Origin of the sequence: Rothia mucilaginosa (assembly GCF_001548235.1) — a bacterium.
Taxonomy (GTDB): domain Bacteria; phylum Actinomycetota; class Actinomycetes; order Actinomycetales; family Micrococcaceae; genus Rothia; species Rothia mucilaginosa_B.
Genome location: NZ_AP014938.1, coordinates 934,648 through 950,790 on the forward strand (window position 1 = coordinate 934,648; position 16,143 = coordinate 950,790).

12 protein-coding genes are annotated in these 16,143 nt (G+C 60.5%); 9 read left to right on the forward strand and 3 right to left on the reverse strand.

The window, feature by feature from the left end; all coding sequences use genetic code 11:
• Positions 1–3: 3 nt before the first annotated feature.
• Entirely contained in the window at positions 4–288 is a 285-nt protein-coding gene (locus RM6536_RS03525) for a pyrophosphorylase (protein WP_005507345.1), read from the reverse strand.
• A gap of 301 nt (positions 289–589) precedes the next feature.
• Between RM6536_RS03525 and RM6536_RS03530 the strand changes: the two genes are divergently transcribed.
• The 3 genes from RM6536_RS03530 to RM6536_RS03540 all read left to right on the forward strand — a co-directional run bounded on the left by RM6536_RS03530 (position 590) and on the right by RM6536_RS03540 (position 2,547).
• Positions 590–1,060 carry a DUF4190 domain-containing protein gene (locus RM6536_RS03530; RefSeq protein WP_049338167.1) on the forward strand — a complete coding sequence of 157 codons (471 nt, stop codon included), beginning with the start codon at positions 590–592 and terminating at the stop codon, positions 1,058–1,060.
• A 214-nt stretch (positions 1,061–1,274) separates the two neighbouring features.
• On the forward strand, positions 1,275–1,934 hold the full coding sequence (locus tag RM6536_RS03535; RefSeq protein ID WP_049338168.1) for a hypothetical protein: 660 nt from the start codon (positions 1,275–1,277) through the stop codon (positions 1,932–1,934).
• Positions 1,935–2,172: 238 nt separating this feature from the next.
• A complete protein-coding gene (locus RM6536_RS03540; RefSeq protein ID WP_049338169.1) occupies positions 2,173–2,547 on the forward strand; it encodes a hypothetical protein in 375 nt (124 codons plus the stop codon).
• A gap of 96 nt (positions 2,548–2,643) precedes the next feature.
• Here RM6536_RS03540 and RM6536_RS03545 read toward each other — a convergent pair whose 3' ends face one another.
• Positions 2,644–5,649 carry a choice-of-anchor M domain-containing protein gene (locus RM6536_RS03545; protein ID WP_060824069.1) on the reverse strand — a complete coding sequence of 1,002 codons (3,006 nt, stop codon included), beginning with the start codon at positions 5,647–5,649 and terminating at the stop codon, positions 2,644–2,646.
• A gap of 274 nt (positions 5,650–5,923) precedes the next feature.
• On the opposite strand from RM6536_RS03545, the gene RM6536_RS03550 reads away from it, so the two are divergent.
• From RM6536_RS03550 to RM6536_RS03575, 6 genes are all read left to right on the forward strand, one after another.
• The gene (locus tag RM6536_RS03550) at positions 5,924–8,254 is read left to right on the forward strand and encodes a TIGR03773 family transporter-associated surface protein (protein WP_060824070.1); all 2,331 of its coding nucleotides are present in this window, start codon (positions 5,924–5,926) and stop codon (positions 8,252–8,254) included.
• Positions 8,241–9,992, forward strand: coding sequence for an anchored repeat ABC transporter, substrate-binding protein (locus RM6536_RS03555; protein WP_060824071.1), 1,752 nt, complete (start codon positions 8,241–8,243; stop codon positions 9,990–9,992). Before RM6536_RS03550 ends, RM6536_RS03555 begins: the two co-directional genes overlap by 14 nt.
• A 93-nt stretch (positions 9,993–10,085) precedes the next feature.
• Positions 10,086–11,171 carry a TIGR03773 family transporter-associated surface protein gene (locus tag RM6536_RS03560; RefSeq protein WP_060824072.1) on the forward strand — a complete coding sequence of 362 codons (1,086 nt, stop codon included), beginning with the start codon at positions 10,086–10,088 and terminating at the stop codon, positions 11,169–11,171.
• Positions 11,168–12,064, forward strand: a complete 897-nt coding sequence (locus RM6536_RS03565) for a metal ABC transporter ATP-binding protein (protein ID WP_060824073.1) — start codon at positions 11,168–11,170, stop codon at positions 12,062–12,064. The genes RM6536_RS03560 and RM6536_RS03565 overlap by 4 nt, the downstream gene beginning before the upstream one ends.
• Positions 12,061–12,915, forward strand: a complete 855-nt coding sequence (locus RM6536_RS03570) for an anchored repeat-type ABC transporter permease subunit (protein WP_060824074.1) — start codon at positions 12,061–12,063, stop codon at positions 12,913–12,915. Before RM6536_RS03565 ends, RM6536_RS03570 begins: the two co-directional genes overlap by 4 nt.
• A 328-nt stretch (positions 12,916–13,243) precedes the next feature.
• The gene (locus RM6536_RS03575; protein WP_060824075.1) at positions 13,244–14,314 is read left to right on the forward strand and encodes an alcohol dehydrogenase catalytic domain-containing protein; all 1,071 of its coding nucleotides are present in this window, start codon (positions 13,244–13,246) and stop codon (positions 14,312–14,314) included.
• A gap of 490 nt (positions 14,315–14,804) precedes the next feature.
• Here the strand turns inward: RM6536_RS03575 and RM6536_RS03580 are convergent, their stop codons facing one another.
• Positions 14,805–16,124 carry an NADH dehydrogenase gene (locus RM6536_RS03580; protein ID WP_060824076.1) on the reverse strand — a complete coding sequence of 440 codons (1,320 nt, stop codon included), beginning with the start codon at positions 16,122–16,124 and terminating at the stop codon, positions 14,805–14,807.
• Positions 16,125–16,143: the final 19 nt, after the last annotated feature.

Here is a 16,143-nt window from a genome sequence, read left to right on the forward strand (position 1 = left end):
GGCTTAGGAGCCGCCACCTGCCTGGAAGATATCGGTAGAAATCTGGTTGAGCTGCTCGCGCAGGTCAGTCAGTTCCTGAGTCAGGTTACGCAGGGTGTTTTCTACGCCGGGCCAGGTGTCATTGCGGAAACGCTCAGCCAGGGGGCCGTCCCAGTTGTTGGGGTCCTTCAGCTGGTTACCCTGCTGGTTGAGGTTGTTGATTTCGTTCTGCAGACCGCCATTGATGATGTTCTGGAGAGCAGTAATGGCATCCTTGGCTGCCTGCGATGAGAGTACGCGATCGGACACGATGTTCCTCTTTCGTCGTTGAGTTGCCGGAAGATGTGCATTAGATACGCGAATATCAAATACGCACCGTTAGTGCTTTGCACCACTTCGAACATTACACTATTTCGCGGCAAAGCGCACCCTCTGCGCCCTGTTGCGAGAAAAATTTCTCATTGTAGACATTGCACAACAGTGCGTGCATATACATTTATCTACTCTCATCAAGGGATTTCTCCCGCTACGGTATCCTTAGGAAATGCCAGCCCACTGGGGTGGCACCCTATCGATAGAATCACCAACCACATACGAAATGAGGACTTTCATGTCTGAAAACACCCCGCAGCCGGTTGCACCGCAGCAGCCGCAGTTCACCCAGCAGGCACCCGCCGCACAGCCCGCATACGGCGCACCCGTCGAGGCTCCGAAGAAGAAGTGGGCGGCAGTAACCGCACTGGTTCTGGGTATTATTTCCGCTCTGACCGGCATCCTTGTTATTGGTTCGTTCCTGACCATCCCGACCATTATTTTCGCTGTAATCGCTCTGGTCATGGTTAAGAACGGCACCGGCAAGGGTAAGGGCATGGCGATTGCCGCTCTCGTGCTGGTTCTGGTGGCGTATATTGCGACCTTTGCTTTCTTCCAGATTCGTGCGGCGAACCTTGAGAAGTCTAACCGAGAGGCCCGTGAGGTTATCCAGAAGTGCGAGAACCACGAGCCCGGCTACTACATCATTGAGAAGGATGGTAAGCGTTACTGCAACGCTGGCGGCTGGGTCTACGAGATGGATAAGTAAACCGGTTTATTTGGTTCCACGATTAGCCGTCGCTGATGGAGGGGGCGTTCGTTCACGCGGCAGTCGCCGTACCTACGGGCGCCCCTCAGCCGTATCCTCCGTGGGTGCTTCAGCATCTGGCGGCGAGTACGCCCCGGAGCATCTGCAACGCATCCTCGATGCGCACTCCACTACCATCACCGACTCCAACCCGATTGAAGGAGCGAATAGCTAAATGATGTCTCAAGAATCTGCTATTACCTTTTGGGGCGTATGCTCCATCATCACGACTATTTTCACGATTCTCACCCTTGCCGCTTACATCATCAATCGACGCCGTGACGAGAAGAAGAAGCGTGAAGGCATCTACATTAGTCGTATCGATGCGCTACTGGCGTACATTATTGTCTTTATCCCGGGCTTCCCGCTTGTATGCTATTCCCTGTCATTAGAAAGGGCAGAGACGAGTACTTTCATGGAGGTTGTATACATACTCATGACTGCTTTCCTCTTGTTCTACCTGTGGCATGTCAATGCCACGTACATGAAGATTTCTTCTGAGGGTATTAATATGCACACCCCTGTTCTCGGGTCGAGGATCTGCCCCATCGGCTCGATTGATAGCGTTGTTTATAGTGAGTCCAAGGATGAAGATACCGCTAGCAGGATGTGGTTCCTCACTAAGTCGCGTGCGCGTATTAATCCGTTGAGCAAAAATTATGATGAGTACTATCTCTTGGTCATTACTCGGTTCAGGATTGAGTATGGTCGCTGGCCTGATCTGGATAATCCGGCTGACGTGGATAAGGTGAACCAGCTGGATAACCGCGATGAAGTCATTTCGTACTTTAAGCGCCAAAAAGAGATTTCGGGTCTTGCTGACGTCGATATGTAGCCTGCCGGTTTGTGGGCTGAAGGGTTCCATGAAAATAAGTGACGAAAGAGCAGAAGGTTTCCGTCATTCTCCTGTTACCACGACAAGAAAAACCGCCTCTGAACTAAGAAACGGCTTCAAAGAAAATGTTTCGAATGGCTACGATTGGACCATGGTTCGAGTTCTGAGTTGGGTAATTTAATTACACTATTTACAAATTTTCATATCTTAAAAACTTCACCGTCAAGGAGTGTATATATTGGATAAGATAAAACGAGATCAATTAATTGGCATCATAATCATCCTGGCAGTTGCTTTCTGGGTCTATGTTTACGTGCCACATTATATGCGTGACGACAGTGACGGTATCACCGCTACCTGCACCGTAACTAAGGCATATACGAAAGAGCGCGGCGGCACAGTAAGCGGTATGAATGATATTAGACCAAAAGGATTTTTTGAGACAGAAGAATGCGGTACCCTCACATTGTATGAAGCCCCAGAAGGCTGGAAGGTTCCCGCCTACGTTGCAACAGCTCAGCCTGGTAAAAAATACTTATTCCATGTCGCAAACTCATCACCTAAAAAGGAACGGGATTTTGATACGACCCGCTTTGAAGAAATCAAAGAATAACAACCTCATAAATTAAAAACAAAGCCCCCGCAGCCGAGAGTCACCCTCTCAGCCGCGGGGGCTTCACCGTATCAGCGTGTCCTCACGCGGCGAGCGCTAAGAAGCGCGGCGGCGAGAACGCAGCACCATCGCAGTGCCGGCACCAAGCACCAGTGCGCCACCCACAGCCACAGACACCGCACCGAAACCAGTACGCGCCAGGCCGCCCTGCTGGGAGCTCACGCCACCCGACGCGGCAGACACACCAGACTGACCCAAAGAGCCGCCACCAGTACCGCCACCGGAAATACCGCCCGGGTACACGCCGCCAGCAGAACCATCAGCCGAACCCTCAGAGGAGCCCTGCGCGTTCACATCACCGGCAGCACCAGAAGCGCCAGCCTGACCGGACTGCGCGGCACCAGACTGCGCGGAGCCGGGCTGGTTAGCACCTGCGGTACCACCCGGGGTTGCCGAATCCACACGGCGCACACCACTAAAGTCGTCCGCAGCCGCGTTCGGGTCCTTCGGCACGGCAGTCTCAAACGAGCACGCATCCGACGCCTTCTTACCCACAGCAACCGCAAGCTGCTGCACCGGGCTGTTCACCTCAGTACCATCAGCCAGGGTCGCAGAATAGTGCACGTCAAACATGTACTGGCCGGGCTCAGAGAACACCCAGTTCGCGTGCGCGTGCGTCGCGTAATCAATGTCGATCGTGGTCTTGCCGGTCGTCGAATCCAGCAGCACATCCGCACCGTTCAGCGACTCGGTGAACATGCCGAAGCGCGCACCCTCAGGCATGACCTTCGGCACCACGTGCAGGTGCACGGGGCCGCGCAGCTGCGAGTAGTCGATGTCCTGCGTGTTGTAGCCGGGCCAGGGCAGGCCGCTCTGCTGGGTCTGCGGCAGGCCGTAGAAGGCGGTACCGACCGGGCCCATGAAATTCAGCTTCTCATCAGCCATACGTTCGGTACGCACACGGCGGGCGTTCTCGCTGACAGTCCACACGACCGAATCGAGCGGGCGCACGGTCGAATCAGCGTCAATGATGCCGCTGTCATCACGCAGACCCACGGACAGCTGGCGGTCCTTCAGGGTCGCCTGGATGTCCAGGTGGCCGTGCGAGATCTTGGTGCGGCCGTCAATCTGGCCAGGCACGCACTGGTTACCGGGGGTTCCGGGGGTGGACGGCTGTGCAGACGGTGCCGGGCTAGTCGGAGCAGGGGCGCTCGGGGTCGGGTTCGCGGGCGCGGGGCTGGAGGGTGCCGGAGTGGAGGGCGCCGGAGCAGGCACGCTCGGTTCTGCGGAGGCGGTCGGCACCGCAGGCACGGTCGGAACCTCGCTGGGGGACACCGACGGAACGTTGCTGGGCTCAGCGGTCGGAGCCTCGGAGGGAGCCTCGCTCGGCTCAGCAGAAGGCTCGGCAGAGGGCGCGACGGTAGGCTCAGCGCTCGGCGACGGATCCACCGGGGCGGGCTTCGGCGCATCGCTAATGGGTGCGCTATCGGGAGCCAAAGCGCCGTGCGCGGTGTACTTGGTGCCCGGCTCATAGTTCGCCGCAACCTCAGTGGTGGAGGCGGAAGCGTTCATATCCGGGTGGGTCAGCATCTTCACGCGCAGAGCCGTGCCCTTGTAGAAGGACTCGTCACGGAAGGTAAAGCGCGCCACACCATCCTCGACGGAGCCTTCCAGGTCGAGGTACGGGTAGACCGGGTCATCCTGGGCGTAGAAGCCGCCGCGCATGAAGCCGCGCACCTTCGGGTCCTTGAAGCGGACCTCAACGGTGCTGAAGCCGTTGCCGTTCGGGGTGACGGTCACGTCGTAGTCCATGCTGGTCGGCGTGTACTGCTGGGTGCTGAGTACGGTGTTCGCCTGATCCGGGATTTCTTCGGGCCAGGAGCCGTTACCGTCATCGCTGTACACGCTCTCGGAGCGGCCGGGCTCGTAGGTGAGCTTGTGCGAGATCCAGCGGGACGCCTCCGCGCTGTTCGCGTCGGAGGTGTCGGGGGTGAAGACAGCCTGCAGCTGGGAGCCTTCGCTACCGAGCATTTCAGACCAGGTGGCGGTACCGTTCACAACCGGCAGGTCGGTCAGGAAGTAGCCGTTGTTGTACAGGGTCAGGGTGCCCTTGAGGTTCTTGTTCGCGGCGGTGAAGGTGATGTCGCTGAGCTTGTCGTCAGCGTCCTTGTTCTTAGCCGGGTCGGCGTCCAGGCGGTGCGGTGCCACGGACAGCACGTACTTTGCGGCGTCCAGGTCACCGACGGGTGCCGCATTGTAGCGGTCAACCGTGGGTACGGCGGTCGGGGTGCCGTCACCGAGCACGGGCTGCATGCCGCCAACCTGCCAGACCAGCTTCGACGGCTTGGAGCTAATAATGCGGCCGTCGGTGGAGCGCGCCACGGTGCGGTAGGTGACCACGTAGCGGCCGGGGCGGGTGAAGGTCGTGGTGTTGTGGGTGTGGCTACCCTTGTCGAGCAGCCAGGAGTGCCAGCCGGTCGAGCTGCTGGAGAGCATGCGGTACACGTCGGCGGGGGCGTCGTCCGGGTTGTAGCGGAAGAGCTCCATACGGCCGGGGCCCTCAACGGAGAGAATGTCGGTAGCGAACACGCCGTCACGGAAACGCTCGGTGGGCACCTTCGTGGATGCGCCCAGGCCAGCCCAGATGGGGTCCTGGTTGCCGTAGGTCAGGTGCGGTGCCATGTAGAGGGTCTGGCCGGGTTCGCCGAGGAACGCCAGGGAGGGCGAGTCGCCCAGGGTCATGGTGTACTGCGACTTGCCGTCCCTGGTGCTGTAGCCCTTGCCGACCCAGTTGACGGTCTTGTCCAGTTCGTAGGTGTCTGCGCCGGTCTTGTAGGGGTTCGCCTCGTTCATGAGGACGAAGGTGCCGTTCTGCTCGTCCCAGTATGCCTTGGGGGCGTCAACGTGGCCCTTGGTGGTGACGATTTTGCCGTCGTCGGGGCCTGCTGCAGCGGGCAGGGAGGGGGCAGCGCCGGCAAGCGCGAGCAGCGCTGCGGCGGAGAGGAATGCGGCTGCGCGGCGGAGGGCGGGCTTGCCGCCGGGGATGAAGAGTGCGGGGGTGTGTGTGGTGACCCGTCGTTGGGTCTGCTTCTGAGAGCTCATGACAACCTTTCTCATTTTTCTATCCTCTAGGGTAGCTCTTTTGCAAATAATTGTCATTTAGAACCTAAGTGAGTATAGTGATTCTCAGAAACACGTGTGCGCCGAGGCGCACCCAAAAACGCACACTACGTACATCCACAAAGAGAAAAACACGGCAGAGCGCACCCCGAGCCCAAGAGGGAAACCGGCAACAGGCCGCCGGACCCAGCACCGGGCAAACCCCGAAAACATCGGGCAACGCGCCAGCCAACGAGCAGTCATCCAAGGAGCCACCATGCAAGGACGCACCAAACCCCTGAGCCTACTCAGCGCAACCACCCTCGGATGCACCCTCGCACTCGGGGCACCCCTCGCCCTCCCTCAGGTCGGCACCTTCACCGCCGCGCAGGCACAGGAAAACCAGGCGCAGGAAAACCAGACCGGCACCCAGGCAGGTACCGAGTCGCGCGGTTACGTCAGCTACGAAGGTGACTACGTCATCGCGGGCGTACACACCGAAATGCTCAACGCCTTCCTCGACGGCAACCAGTTCACCCTCGGCACCCTCGCAGACACCGGCCCCGGCCAGCAGGGACGATTCAACCCCGCCCGCACCGTCTTCCACCTGCCCGACGTCGAGGATGCACACACCAAGGTCGTAGCAGGCTACGACTACATTGCCCCCGAAGGCACCGACATCTTCTACATTCCCTCCACCCGCACCCGCGGCCTGCTCTACCCCGGCCTCGGTGCGGAAGGAATCCGCCCCGGCGCACTCAAGGACAACACCATCAAACTTGAACTCGTGCGCAGCAGCGTACCCGAAGGCGGCCGCGCCGAAGTCTTCACCGAATCCGGTCGCGACAACCCGCGCGTCTTCAGCACCAACGACCAGCTCGCACCGCACACCATCACCGCTGGCGGCCACGAGCACCTCAGCTGGGCATTCACCCGCGAAGGCATCTACCAGCTGACGTTCCGCGCCACCGCAACCCTTGCCGACGGCACCCCGGTCAGCTCCGAGGCAACCTACACCATCGCCGTGGGCACTAACGCTGAGGACGGCTTCAAGCTCCTGAACGCGCAGAACGCCGCAAAGGAAGCAACCAAGGAAGCCACGAGCGAGGCAACCACTACCCCCGAGGCGAGCGCCACCGCCACCGAGAGCGCCACCAGCAGCCCCAGCGCATCTACCTCCGCAAGTGCTGAGGCGAGTGCATCTGCTGAGGCGAGTGCATCCACCGGTATTCGCCGCGTGGATGGATCCGTGAACGGTCAGAATGCCGCGCAGGTGACCGACCCGAACGGCGCGAAGGTAGCGGCAAATGGTGAGCAGGCATCCCAGGGTGGATCCGGTGTAACCGCTATCAGCGGCACCGACAACACTAATAACGGCTCCGACAAGGGTGAAAACAAGGGCGGCAACTCCCGCAGCAGCGTAAAGGGCTCCAACGCCCAGAACATCAGCGCACCCAGCAACGGCGGCGGCATTACCGGTAGCGGCGTGCTATCCTCCGGTCTGCCCGGCAGCCTGAACCAGCAGTGCATCGCCACCGAGGTTCCCGCCGAAGATGCCAAGGACTCCAAGGACGCTCAGAAGGACAACAAGCAGAGCAACCAGGCAGCCCAGGCACCGACCAGCATCCCCACCCTCGCCGTGGTCAACACCGCCGAGCACAGCGGCCGTGAAGAAGTCACCCACGGCCACTTCGACGTAGGCCCGATCCTCAACGGCGGCAACCTCACCAGCAGCGTGAAGGACGACCGCACCAGCCCCGCCCGCCACGTCTCCCCCGGCACCCTCGAGTTCGTGCTCAATGACGCCGCGAAGATCAACCTGCCCGCAGGCATGGAGAACATCGCCCCGGCGGGCACCCCCGTGCACATGATTGGTGCAACCCAGCAGCAGGGCGTGCCCTGGCTCGGCTGGAGCACCCAGGACCCCGAACTGCTCAAGCAGCTCGACGGCCCCGTCACCATGAGCCTCAACGGTTTTGAGGGCCCCGGCACGATGTCCACCTTCCTCTCCGGTAACTTCGGTTCCGCCGGTCAGCAGGTCTTCGATTCGCGGAGCGGCGGCTCCTTCCAGGTGCCCGCAAACACCCACCAGCACAGCAACTGGGTGTTCACCGCTGAGGGACGCTACACCGTGACTATCGGCTGGACTGCACGCCTGAAGAACGGCCAGCAGGTCAGCAGCGAATCGGTTCTGCACTTCACCGTCGGCAACCCCGATAACGCCCCGGCAAGCAACAACGCACAGGGTGGGGCAGAAACCAAGCAGGACGGCGGCAACGCTAACAACGCTAACGGCGCCAACAACGGCAGCGAGAAGAGCACCGCAAAGAACCCCGTCAACGGCACCGTCGACGAAGCCACCGGCATCGTTACCAAGCCCGACGGATCCAAGGTGCGCATCGTCGGTAAGACCGCCTCCGGTGAGGATTGCGCCCTGACCAGCCAGGAACTCGCGAACGCCCAGAAGGCAGCCGCGGCAGGCAAGCTACCGAACACCGGTGTGGTCATCGACCCGTTCATGGTCAGCACCTCCATTCTGGCGCTGGCACTCGGTGCCATGATTTTGCGTTCGGCACGCCGAAAGGGCCGCAGCGGTGACACCGCATAGCGGGCATACCGGCAACCGCGCACACGCTTATAGTCGGCGTACCGCCCTCACCCTCGCCTCCCGTATTGCGGTGGGTGCGGGGGTGGGGGCTGGTGCCTTCGCACTGAGCGGATGCGCCAGCACCGTGAACGCCTCCTCCGACCGGATGCGCGTGGTCGCCACGACCCCGATTCTGGCGGACTTGGCGCAGCAGATTGCAGGAGAGCGTGCCAGCGTGCACTCCCTGGTGCCCGCCGGTGCTGACCCGCACTCGTATGAGCCGAGCCTGCGCGATATCCGCGATGTCGCCTACGCCCGCTGCGCCCTGACGAACGGTCTGCTGCTGGAGCAGCGTAAGCTCAGCAAAATGGTTGAGGCGAACCTGCCCGCAGGCGTTGTGTCCGTGGCGGTTGCGGAGAAGATTGAGCAGTACGGCGGCAAGCTCGAAGCCATTGTTGAGGATGCCTCCCTGGACTCCATCTGGCTGGGTTTGCGCGTTGAAGAGGGCGGGCAGAACGAGTCCGCCCCCGCCGACTCTTCGGATGCAGGCATGCGCTTTGAGGTGCAGAGCGTGCGGGCGCGCACCTCTACCGATTCGTCGAATGCGCAGTTGGCGGCGTTCATTACGCAGACCTTCGGTGCGGTGGAGATGCTGTGCGATTCGCATGCGCGCGGCGTGAACCTCACCCGTGAGGGGGACACCGCGATCCGTACCGGCGATATGGGTTCGCTGGAGCTTCCGTTGCAGGCGCATACGCACCTGTCGTGGGCGTTTAGTGATGCCGGCGAGTACGCCATTGAGCTGAGCGCCACCGCGGTCAATGCGCCGGAGTCGGTGCGTTCTTCGCGCGGCACCCTGTACTGCGCGGTTGGTCGTGACCCGCAACAGCTGGTGGACCGTCTGGCGAAAGAACAGAACGTTTCTGCCTCGGACATCAAGGTTCTTTCCGCAGGTCACGCCGATATTACGGCACGCACCGGCGACGGCAGGCTCGTGCTTCGCGCGGATTCCTCCCAGGGCGCCGTAGAGTACGAACTGAACCGCACCGTGGTCGCGGTTCCCTCCCGCACCCTGCAGGAGGTGCCCGCCGGCGGTAGCTACCGTTTCCTGCGGTCGGGTGCTTCGGAGCATCGCGGTCAGGTGTACCTGCTGGCGCAGGCCGTTCTGGGCAAGCACGTGCACGGCGAAATTGACCCGCATATTTGGCATTCGGTGCCGAACGCAAAGGCGAGCGTGCAGGTCATCCGTGACGCGCTCACCTCCGCCGACCCGGAAGGTGCGAGCGAGTATGCGACCCGCACCGAGCAGGTCATGAAGGAGCTTGACGCCCTGGACGCTCAGCTGCGTCAGGTGTACGGAGGCCTGCCGGAGTCGGCACGCAACCTGGTCACCACGCACGACGGCTACCGCTACCTGGCGAGCACCTACGGGTTGCACATTGCCGGTTTTGTGAGTGCCAGCGCCAGCGGTGAGCCGAGCATTCAGCAGCGTCAGCGCCTGCGTCGCACGGTCGAGGATTTGAAGGTTCCAGCGATTTATCTGGACAAGTCCACGGCGATGCGTTCACCGGTTCTCACGGAGCTGGCTCGGGAGGCTCAAGTGCGTACCGGGGTGCTCTATTCGGACACTCTGGATGCGCAGGCTCCTCACTACGCGCAGATGATGCTGGCGAATGCTCACACGATTGCGCTGTGCTCCGGGGCTAGTTCTGGCGGCGATTCTTCGGGTGCTAGCTGCTCGGAGGCAAGCACCTCATAACCCGGTTCTGAGCTACCCACAAGCTCATATAGCCGTATTAGCATATAGATAATCTTTCACACACCGTTTCGGTCATGATTCTAGGAAGTCCTCATGATGAACTCAACCACCCCCTCCCGTTCCTCACGTAGCCGCGCCCTGCCCGCCCTGGCTCTGGGCGCCAGCCTCATGCTCGCACTCCTGGGTGTAGCACACGCGGAGACCACCCCGGCAACCGCCGAGAGCGCTTCCGCCCAGCCGAGCGACAGCAACCTCAGCCGCGGCGAGCGCGCCCTCACCCAGACCCTGTCGGCGGAGCAGCCGGTCGCATCCGGCCGCACCGAAATTTCCGCCGGCCACGTGGATATGGGTCCGCGTTTCAATAACGGCAAGTTTGAGCTCATGCTCCACGACGACCACGGCGAAACCCCCGTCTGGCGCAGCCTGGACGAGGTCATCTACCGCGGTAGCGATAAGGCGATCCTTGAGGTGCCGAACGACCCGCGCTACTCCTTCGTGGGTGCGCCCGCCGGCTCTAAGGTGTACGTCATTCCGCAGACCGAAACTAAGGGCGTGATCTGGCCGGGTTGGAACACTCAGGATCCGCAGCTGGTGTCCAAGCTGAACCGCGGCGTGAACCTGACCCTGGAGCAGGTGAGCGGCCCCGGCACGTTCAGCCTGTATCTGGAGAACGGCAACTTCTCGGCGCCGCAGGTGCTGTGGTCCTCGACCAAGAGTGAGCCGCAGAAGCTGTGGGTTGAGAAGAACACTCACACCCACGCGAACTGGGTGTTCACCGCCCCGGGCGAGTACCTGCTGAAGGTCACCGCGAGCGCTGAGCTGTCTGACGGTTCGACCGTCTCTGATACCCGCTACCTGAAGTTTGCGGTGGGTGATTCTGCGAGCGCTGATGCCCTGTACGCGATGGAAGCGCAGGCTCGCGGTTCTGCATCCTCAGGTTCGGCTTCTGCTACTTCTCAGGCCGCCGGTACCCAGGCATCCGGTACTCAGGCGTCCGGTTCTTCTTCTGCCTCCGCAGCGAGCGACCAGAGCGGTTACAAGGCAGAGTCCACTATCCCCTGGGGTGCTATTGCCGCAGGCGTGGCAGCTGTGATTGCCGTGGGCGCGTTCCTTTCGTTCCGTCGCCGCTCCTCCGCGCAGCGTGAGGCGCTGGATGAAGTGCGCGGTGACCGTTCGTGAGCGCATCGGTAACAGCGGGTACTAAGTCATCGGTAAGCTCCGGGCCCGTCCTAGAGATTTCAAACCTGTACGCCGGCTACGCGCGCCGTTCCATCCTCAAGGATCTGTCCCTGACCCTGGAGCGCGGCGAGTTTGCGGGTCTGATTGGTGCTAATGGTGCCGGTAAGACCACGCTGCTGCGCACCATTTTGGGTCTGATTCGCCCGGCGTCCGGTCAGGTTCGGGTGCTGGGTGAGTCGCCGCGTGTGGCGCGTGCGCATATTGGTTATGTGCCGCAGAAGCACCAGTTCCAGTGGGATTTTCCACTGACCGTTAAGGACACGGTGATGACCGGTCGCGTGCGTGAGATTGGGTTCTTCCGCCGCCCGGCGAAGAAGGATTGGGTGCAGGTTTTTTCGGCGATGGAACGCACCGATGTCCTGCACCTGCAGGATGCTTCCATTGCGGAGCTTTCCGGTGGTCAGCGTCAGAGGGTTCTTTTGGCGCGCGCTTTGGCGGCGAACCCCTCCCTGCTACTGTTGGATGAGCCGTTTACGGGCGTGGACGCGCCGACTCAGACCACTCTGACTCGCCTGTACCGTGAGTTGGCGGGTGAGGGCATCACGATTCTGATGTCTACGCACGACATGCTGGCGGCGCGTGAGTCCTGCTCACGTCTGTGCGGTGTGCGCGGCAATATTCACCTGGATGGTCCGGCGGACTCCTTTAGCCTGGAGCAGCTGCATACGTGGTTGCACGGTCACGATATTGAGGAGGCGCAGGGCCACGCCCGCACGGGCTTCACCTGTGCCGGTGGTGCGTTGGATGAGTACGGCCACGAGCTGCCCGATTCCTGTGCTTCTGATCATTCTCTCTCCCCCGCCCATACTGTTTCTACCGGGGGTGCCCGTTGATTACTCCTATCGATTTTCTTGCCGACCTGTTCAACCCGTCTCTGGCGTTCCTTCCGCGTGCCCTGGCGGCGGTGCTGCTCGCGTCGGTGGTGACCGGTGTGGTGGGCTGCCACGTGCTGATGCGCGGCATGGTCTTCATTGGCGATGCGGTGGCGCACTCGGTGTTCCCGGGTCTTGCGGTGGCGTTCGTACTGGGCGGCAACCTGATGGTGGGCGGTCTGACCGCGGGCGTGGTGACGGCTATTCTGGTGGCTATTTTTAGCCAGAATCAGCGGCTACGCGAGGATTCCGTGATTGGTATTTTCTTCGCGGCGTCCTTTGCGTTAGGTATTGTGATTATTTCGTTGGCGCCGGGCTATTCGGGGTCGGTACAGGACTTCTTGTTCGGCTCGATTGTGGGTGTTTCGAATGAGGACATTACCCAGGCGGCGATTATGGGTGCCATTATTCTGCTGGTGCTGTGGCTGTTCCACCGCCAAATTGTGACGGTCAGCCTGGACCGTGAGAGCGCCCGCGCGATGGGCCTGCCGGTGCTTGCCTTGGATATTGTGCTGTACGTTCTGGTAACCATTTCTGTGGTGCTGGGTTTGCAGACGCTCGGTAATGTGCTGGTGTTGGCGCTTCTGGTGATTCCGGCGTCGGCAGCCCGCCTGGCGTGCCGCCGACTGGGGTCGATGATGGTGTTCTCGCCGGTGTTTGGCGGTATCTGCTCGATTGTTGGCCTGTACCTGTCCTGGGCGTTTAACCTGCCGACCGGTGGCACGATTGTGCTGTCGATGGTGGCGGCTTTTGTGCTGGTGTGGGCGGTGACGGCGGTTCGTTCGCGAGCGCGTGCCCAGCTGAAGAGCTAAATCCAGTTGAAGAGCTAAGCCCAGCTCAACCTCGACTCAATCCAACTTTTCTCGATTAAACGCACGAGTAAACGCACGAGTAAACGCACGAGGCGCATCCCTGTTTGGGGGGGGTGCGCCTCGTGCGTTTTTTACAGGTCTTAAATACCCAAAGTGAATCATGTTCATGTTTAAAGAACCAAAAGATACACTCCGCGTAATAAAAGCGCATAATTCAACACGTCGGGTTTAATGAAAATACAACCTATCAAATATTTCTTATGGGTTGATACATGTAGTGATAAAGCAGTCACTGCACCCTCATTAGAGCTTCAAAGAAGGAGTCATCATGAAGGCATATGTATACCACGGTCCCGACCAGAAGGGTGCCTGGGAGGAAGTCCCGAACCCCACCATTCTTGAGCCCACGGACGTTATCGCCCGTGTCGACACCACCACCATTTGCGGTACTGACCTGCACATCCTGAAGGGCGACTGCCCCGAGGTGGACCACGGACGCATCCTCGGCCACGAGGCTGTCGGTACCATTACCGAGGTTGGCTCCGCGGTGACTGACCTGAAGGTCGGCGACCGCATCATCATTCCCGCCGTGACCAGCTGCGGTAAGTGCTCCTACTGTAAGGCGAACCAGCCTTCGCACTGCCAGACCGTTGGTGGTGTCGGCTGGATTTTCGGTTACATGATTGACGGCACCCAGGCAGAGTACGTGCGTGTTCCCTACGCAGAGACCTCGGTCCACCTGGTTCCGGAGGGTCTGACCGATGAGGACGTCCTCTTCCTCACCGACGCACTGCCCACCGGCTTCGAGATCGGTATTCTGAACGGCAACACCAAGCCCGGCGACACCGTCGCTGTCGTGGGTGCAGGCCCCGTGGGTCTGGGCGCAATCATGACCGCTAACCTCTGCGGTGCCGGCCGCGTCATCACCGTCGACTTCGACGACAACCGCATGAACAAGGCACTGGAGCTGGGCGCAACCGATAAGGTCAACGCGGGCGACCCGGACTTCATCGAGAAGATTAAGGCACTCTCCCCCGACGGCCTGGGCGTGGACGTGGCAATTGAGGCTGTGGGCGTTCCGCAGACTTTCGAGACCTGCACCAAGATTGTTCGCCCCTACGGCAACATCGCGAATGCCGGCGTGCACGGCAAGCCCGTTGAGCTGCCGCTGAACACCATGTGGATTTCTAACGTGAGCATCAACATGGGTCTGGTCAACTGCAACACCGTCGGTAACCTGCTGAACATGGTCCGCTCGGGTCGTCTGAACGCTAAGGCGATGGCAACCCACCGCTTCACGTTCGACCAGTTCGAGGAAGCCTACGACCTGTTCAGCCACGCTGCTGAGCACAACGTGGTGAAGGTTGTTATCTCCCGCGACCCCGAGGTTGCGGCATAGACTGCGGTAGGCTCATATACCGCTGATACTGAAACCCCGAACGTTCGTTAGGGATTTCGGTGGGATGTATTCAATACACTGCGAACATCCCCACGATTCGCCTCCGGGTGGGAGTGGGTAGGTCCCACCCGGAGCGCGAATCGTCCTCCCCTACCCCGAGATGTAGTTATTTTCTGATGATGTAGACGATGCGCCAGCTCGGGGTTTTCTGTTCCCTCAGCCCGTTCTTTGGCGGGTTTGGGGCGGTTCCTCAAGCGTGATGCACCCTCTACCGGGCGCTCTGCCGACCCGCTTCGGCGGGTTCTTCTGCCAGGCAACCTCTACCGGTGGAGGGGCGCATCATATGACTCTTCTTGGTCGGGCGGTACCTCCGATTCTGCTCGACCTTGAAGGGAAAGGAAAAGGGTCTCATGCTTACGGTTCAATGGCGAATTCGTAGGCTGCGACCCTTTTCTCATGCCCGGTTTTTCGGTGCCCCCGGGCGGGCTATTTAGTTTTTGGGCTTCTCAGTACCGGGTTTCTCACCGGCGTTCTTTTCACCGGCGCTCTCATGGTCGACGGCATCTTCTGGGATGCGGGTGAACGCCTCCGTGGGGTCGTCTGCCCCAGCTGCGGCGGATACCCCAGCTGCGGCAGAAGAGTCAGTGGCGCCTCCGATGACGGGTTCGGTGGGCGCATCAGCCAGATTCTCGGCAGGAGCCTCGACGGGCACCTCCGCGACAATAGGTTCTTCTGAGGCGGGTACTTCCGCGGCCTTCTGCTCATCCTGAGCATCCACAGACTGCTCAGAAACAGGCTGCTCAGTAGCTACCGGCTCACCGTGCGCGGATTCCTTCTTCGCATCCTTGTGCGCGTCCTTATGTTCGAGCCTGTAGATGATGCGCGGTTCCAGGCGCTCAAAACCAATCTTGGAGCGCACCCAGTTCACGAAGCGGTCGATACGGTCCTCACCCTCGGTGGTTTCCGCAACCCGGTAGTTGCGCGGCAGCATCACGCTGTCGCTGAGCACGCGCGGGTACTCATCAATCTCCTGAATACCCGCCATGTACATGTTCTCGCGGAACTGGTGAGCGAACTCCTGCTGACCGAGGAACAGCTGGTCGGCGTAGGTTTTAGCCGCCAGGCGCTCGCTGTAGGCGTCCTTGGAGTCGCGAGCGCCCTTCTTGGAGCCGTAAATATCCCAGAAGTAGAAGTACACATTGTTCGCGATAATGGCGGAGATAATGCGGTTCTGCAGGTACACGAGGGCACCGACGGCGACCGCACCAACAATCAGGAGCACCACGGCGAGCGGGGAGAGTGCAAAGTCAGACAGATTGCCGCGGTGGTTCGTGAACAGGCCAATCAGGTAGGCGATGGTGACCACGATGATGGGCACGCCGATGAAAATCACGGCCAGCGGAACCCAAATGTACAGCAGGGCACGTAGAATCAGGCGGTAGTAGCTAATCGAGTCGCCAATGGGGATGGGCGTAGGCTTCACGGAAGAGTGCGCACGCTTCATGAGCAGGCTGAAGATACGGTTGCTGTCGATGCCAACTTTACGCAGCTTCGATTCGAGGGACGCACGCTTGAGGAAGACCCGGTAGTTTTCGAGGACGACGCGCTGGTCGGAGGTGAGCTTTTCGGGGTCGGGTAGGGCGTTGAGGTCCAAGCCGGCTTCGGTGAGGAGCTTGCTCCACAGTTCCAGTCGCGCCAGTTCGGAGGGTTTTGCCGCCGCCTGCGCCTGGTAGTTCTTGTAGGAGATGAAGATGGTGCTAGCACCAATGAGTAGCGTAATAAAGGGTGCTATCCAGTCTTTGAGTCCCATGGTGGCGTTCTTCCTTGAT

What these genes read in the sequence shown, in the direction of transcription:
- RM6536_RS03550 (WP_060824070.1), top strand. Translation starts at nt 5,924, where the DNA reads ATGCAAGGACGCACCAAACCCCTGAGCCTACTCAGCGCAACCACCCTC.
- RM6536_RS03580 (WP_060824076.1), bottom strand. Translation starts at nt 16,124, where the DNA reads ATGGGACTCAAAGACTGGATAGCACCCTTTATTACGCTACTCATTGGT.
- RM6536_RS03530 (WP_049338167.1), top strand. Translation starts at nt 590, where the DNA reads ATGTCTGAAAACACCCCGCAGCCGGTTGCACCGCAGCAGCCGCAGTTC.
- RM6536_RS03560 (WP_060824072.1), top strand. Translation starts at nt 10,086, where the DNA reads ATGATGAACTCAACCACCCCCTCCCGTTCCTCACGTAGCCGCGCCCTG.
- RM6536_RS03535 (WP_049338168.1), top strand. Translation starts at nt 1,275, where the DNA reads ATGATGTCTCAAGAATCTGCTATTACCTTTTGGGGCGTATGCTCCATC.
- RM6536_RS03575 (WP_060824075.1), top strand. Translation starts at nt 13,244, where the DNA reads ATGAAGGCATATGTATACCACGGTCCCGACCAGAAGGGTGCCTGGGAG.
- RM6536_RS03545 (WP_060824069.1), bottom strand. Translation starts at nt 5,649, where the DNA reads ATGAGCTCTCAGAAGCAGACCCAACGACGGGTCACCACACACACCCCC.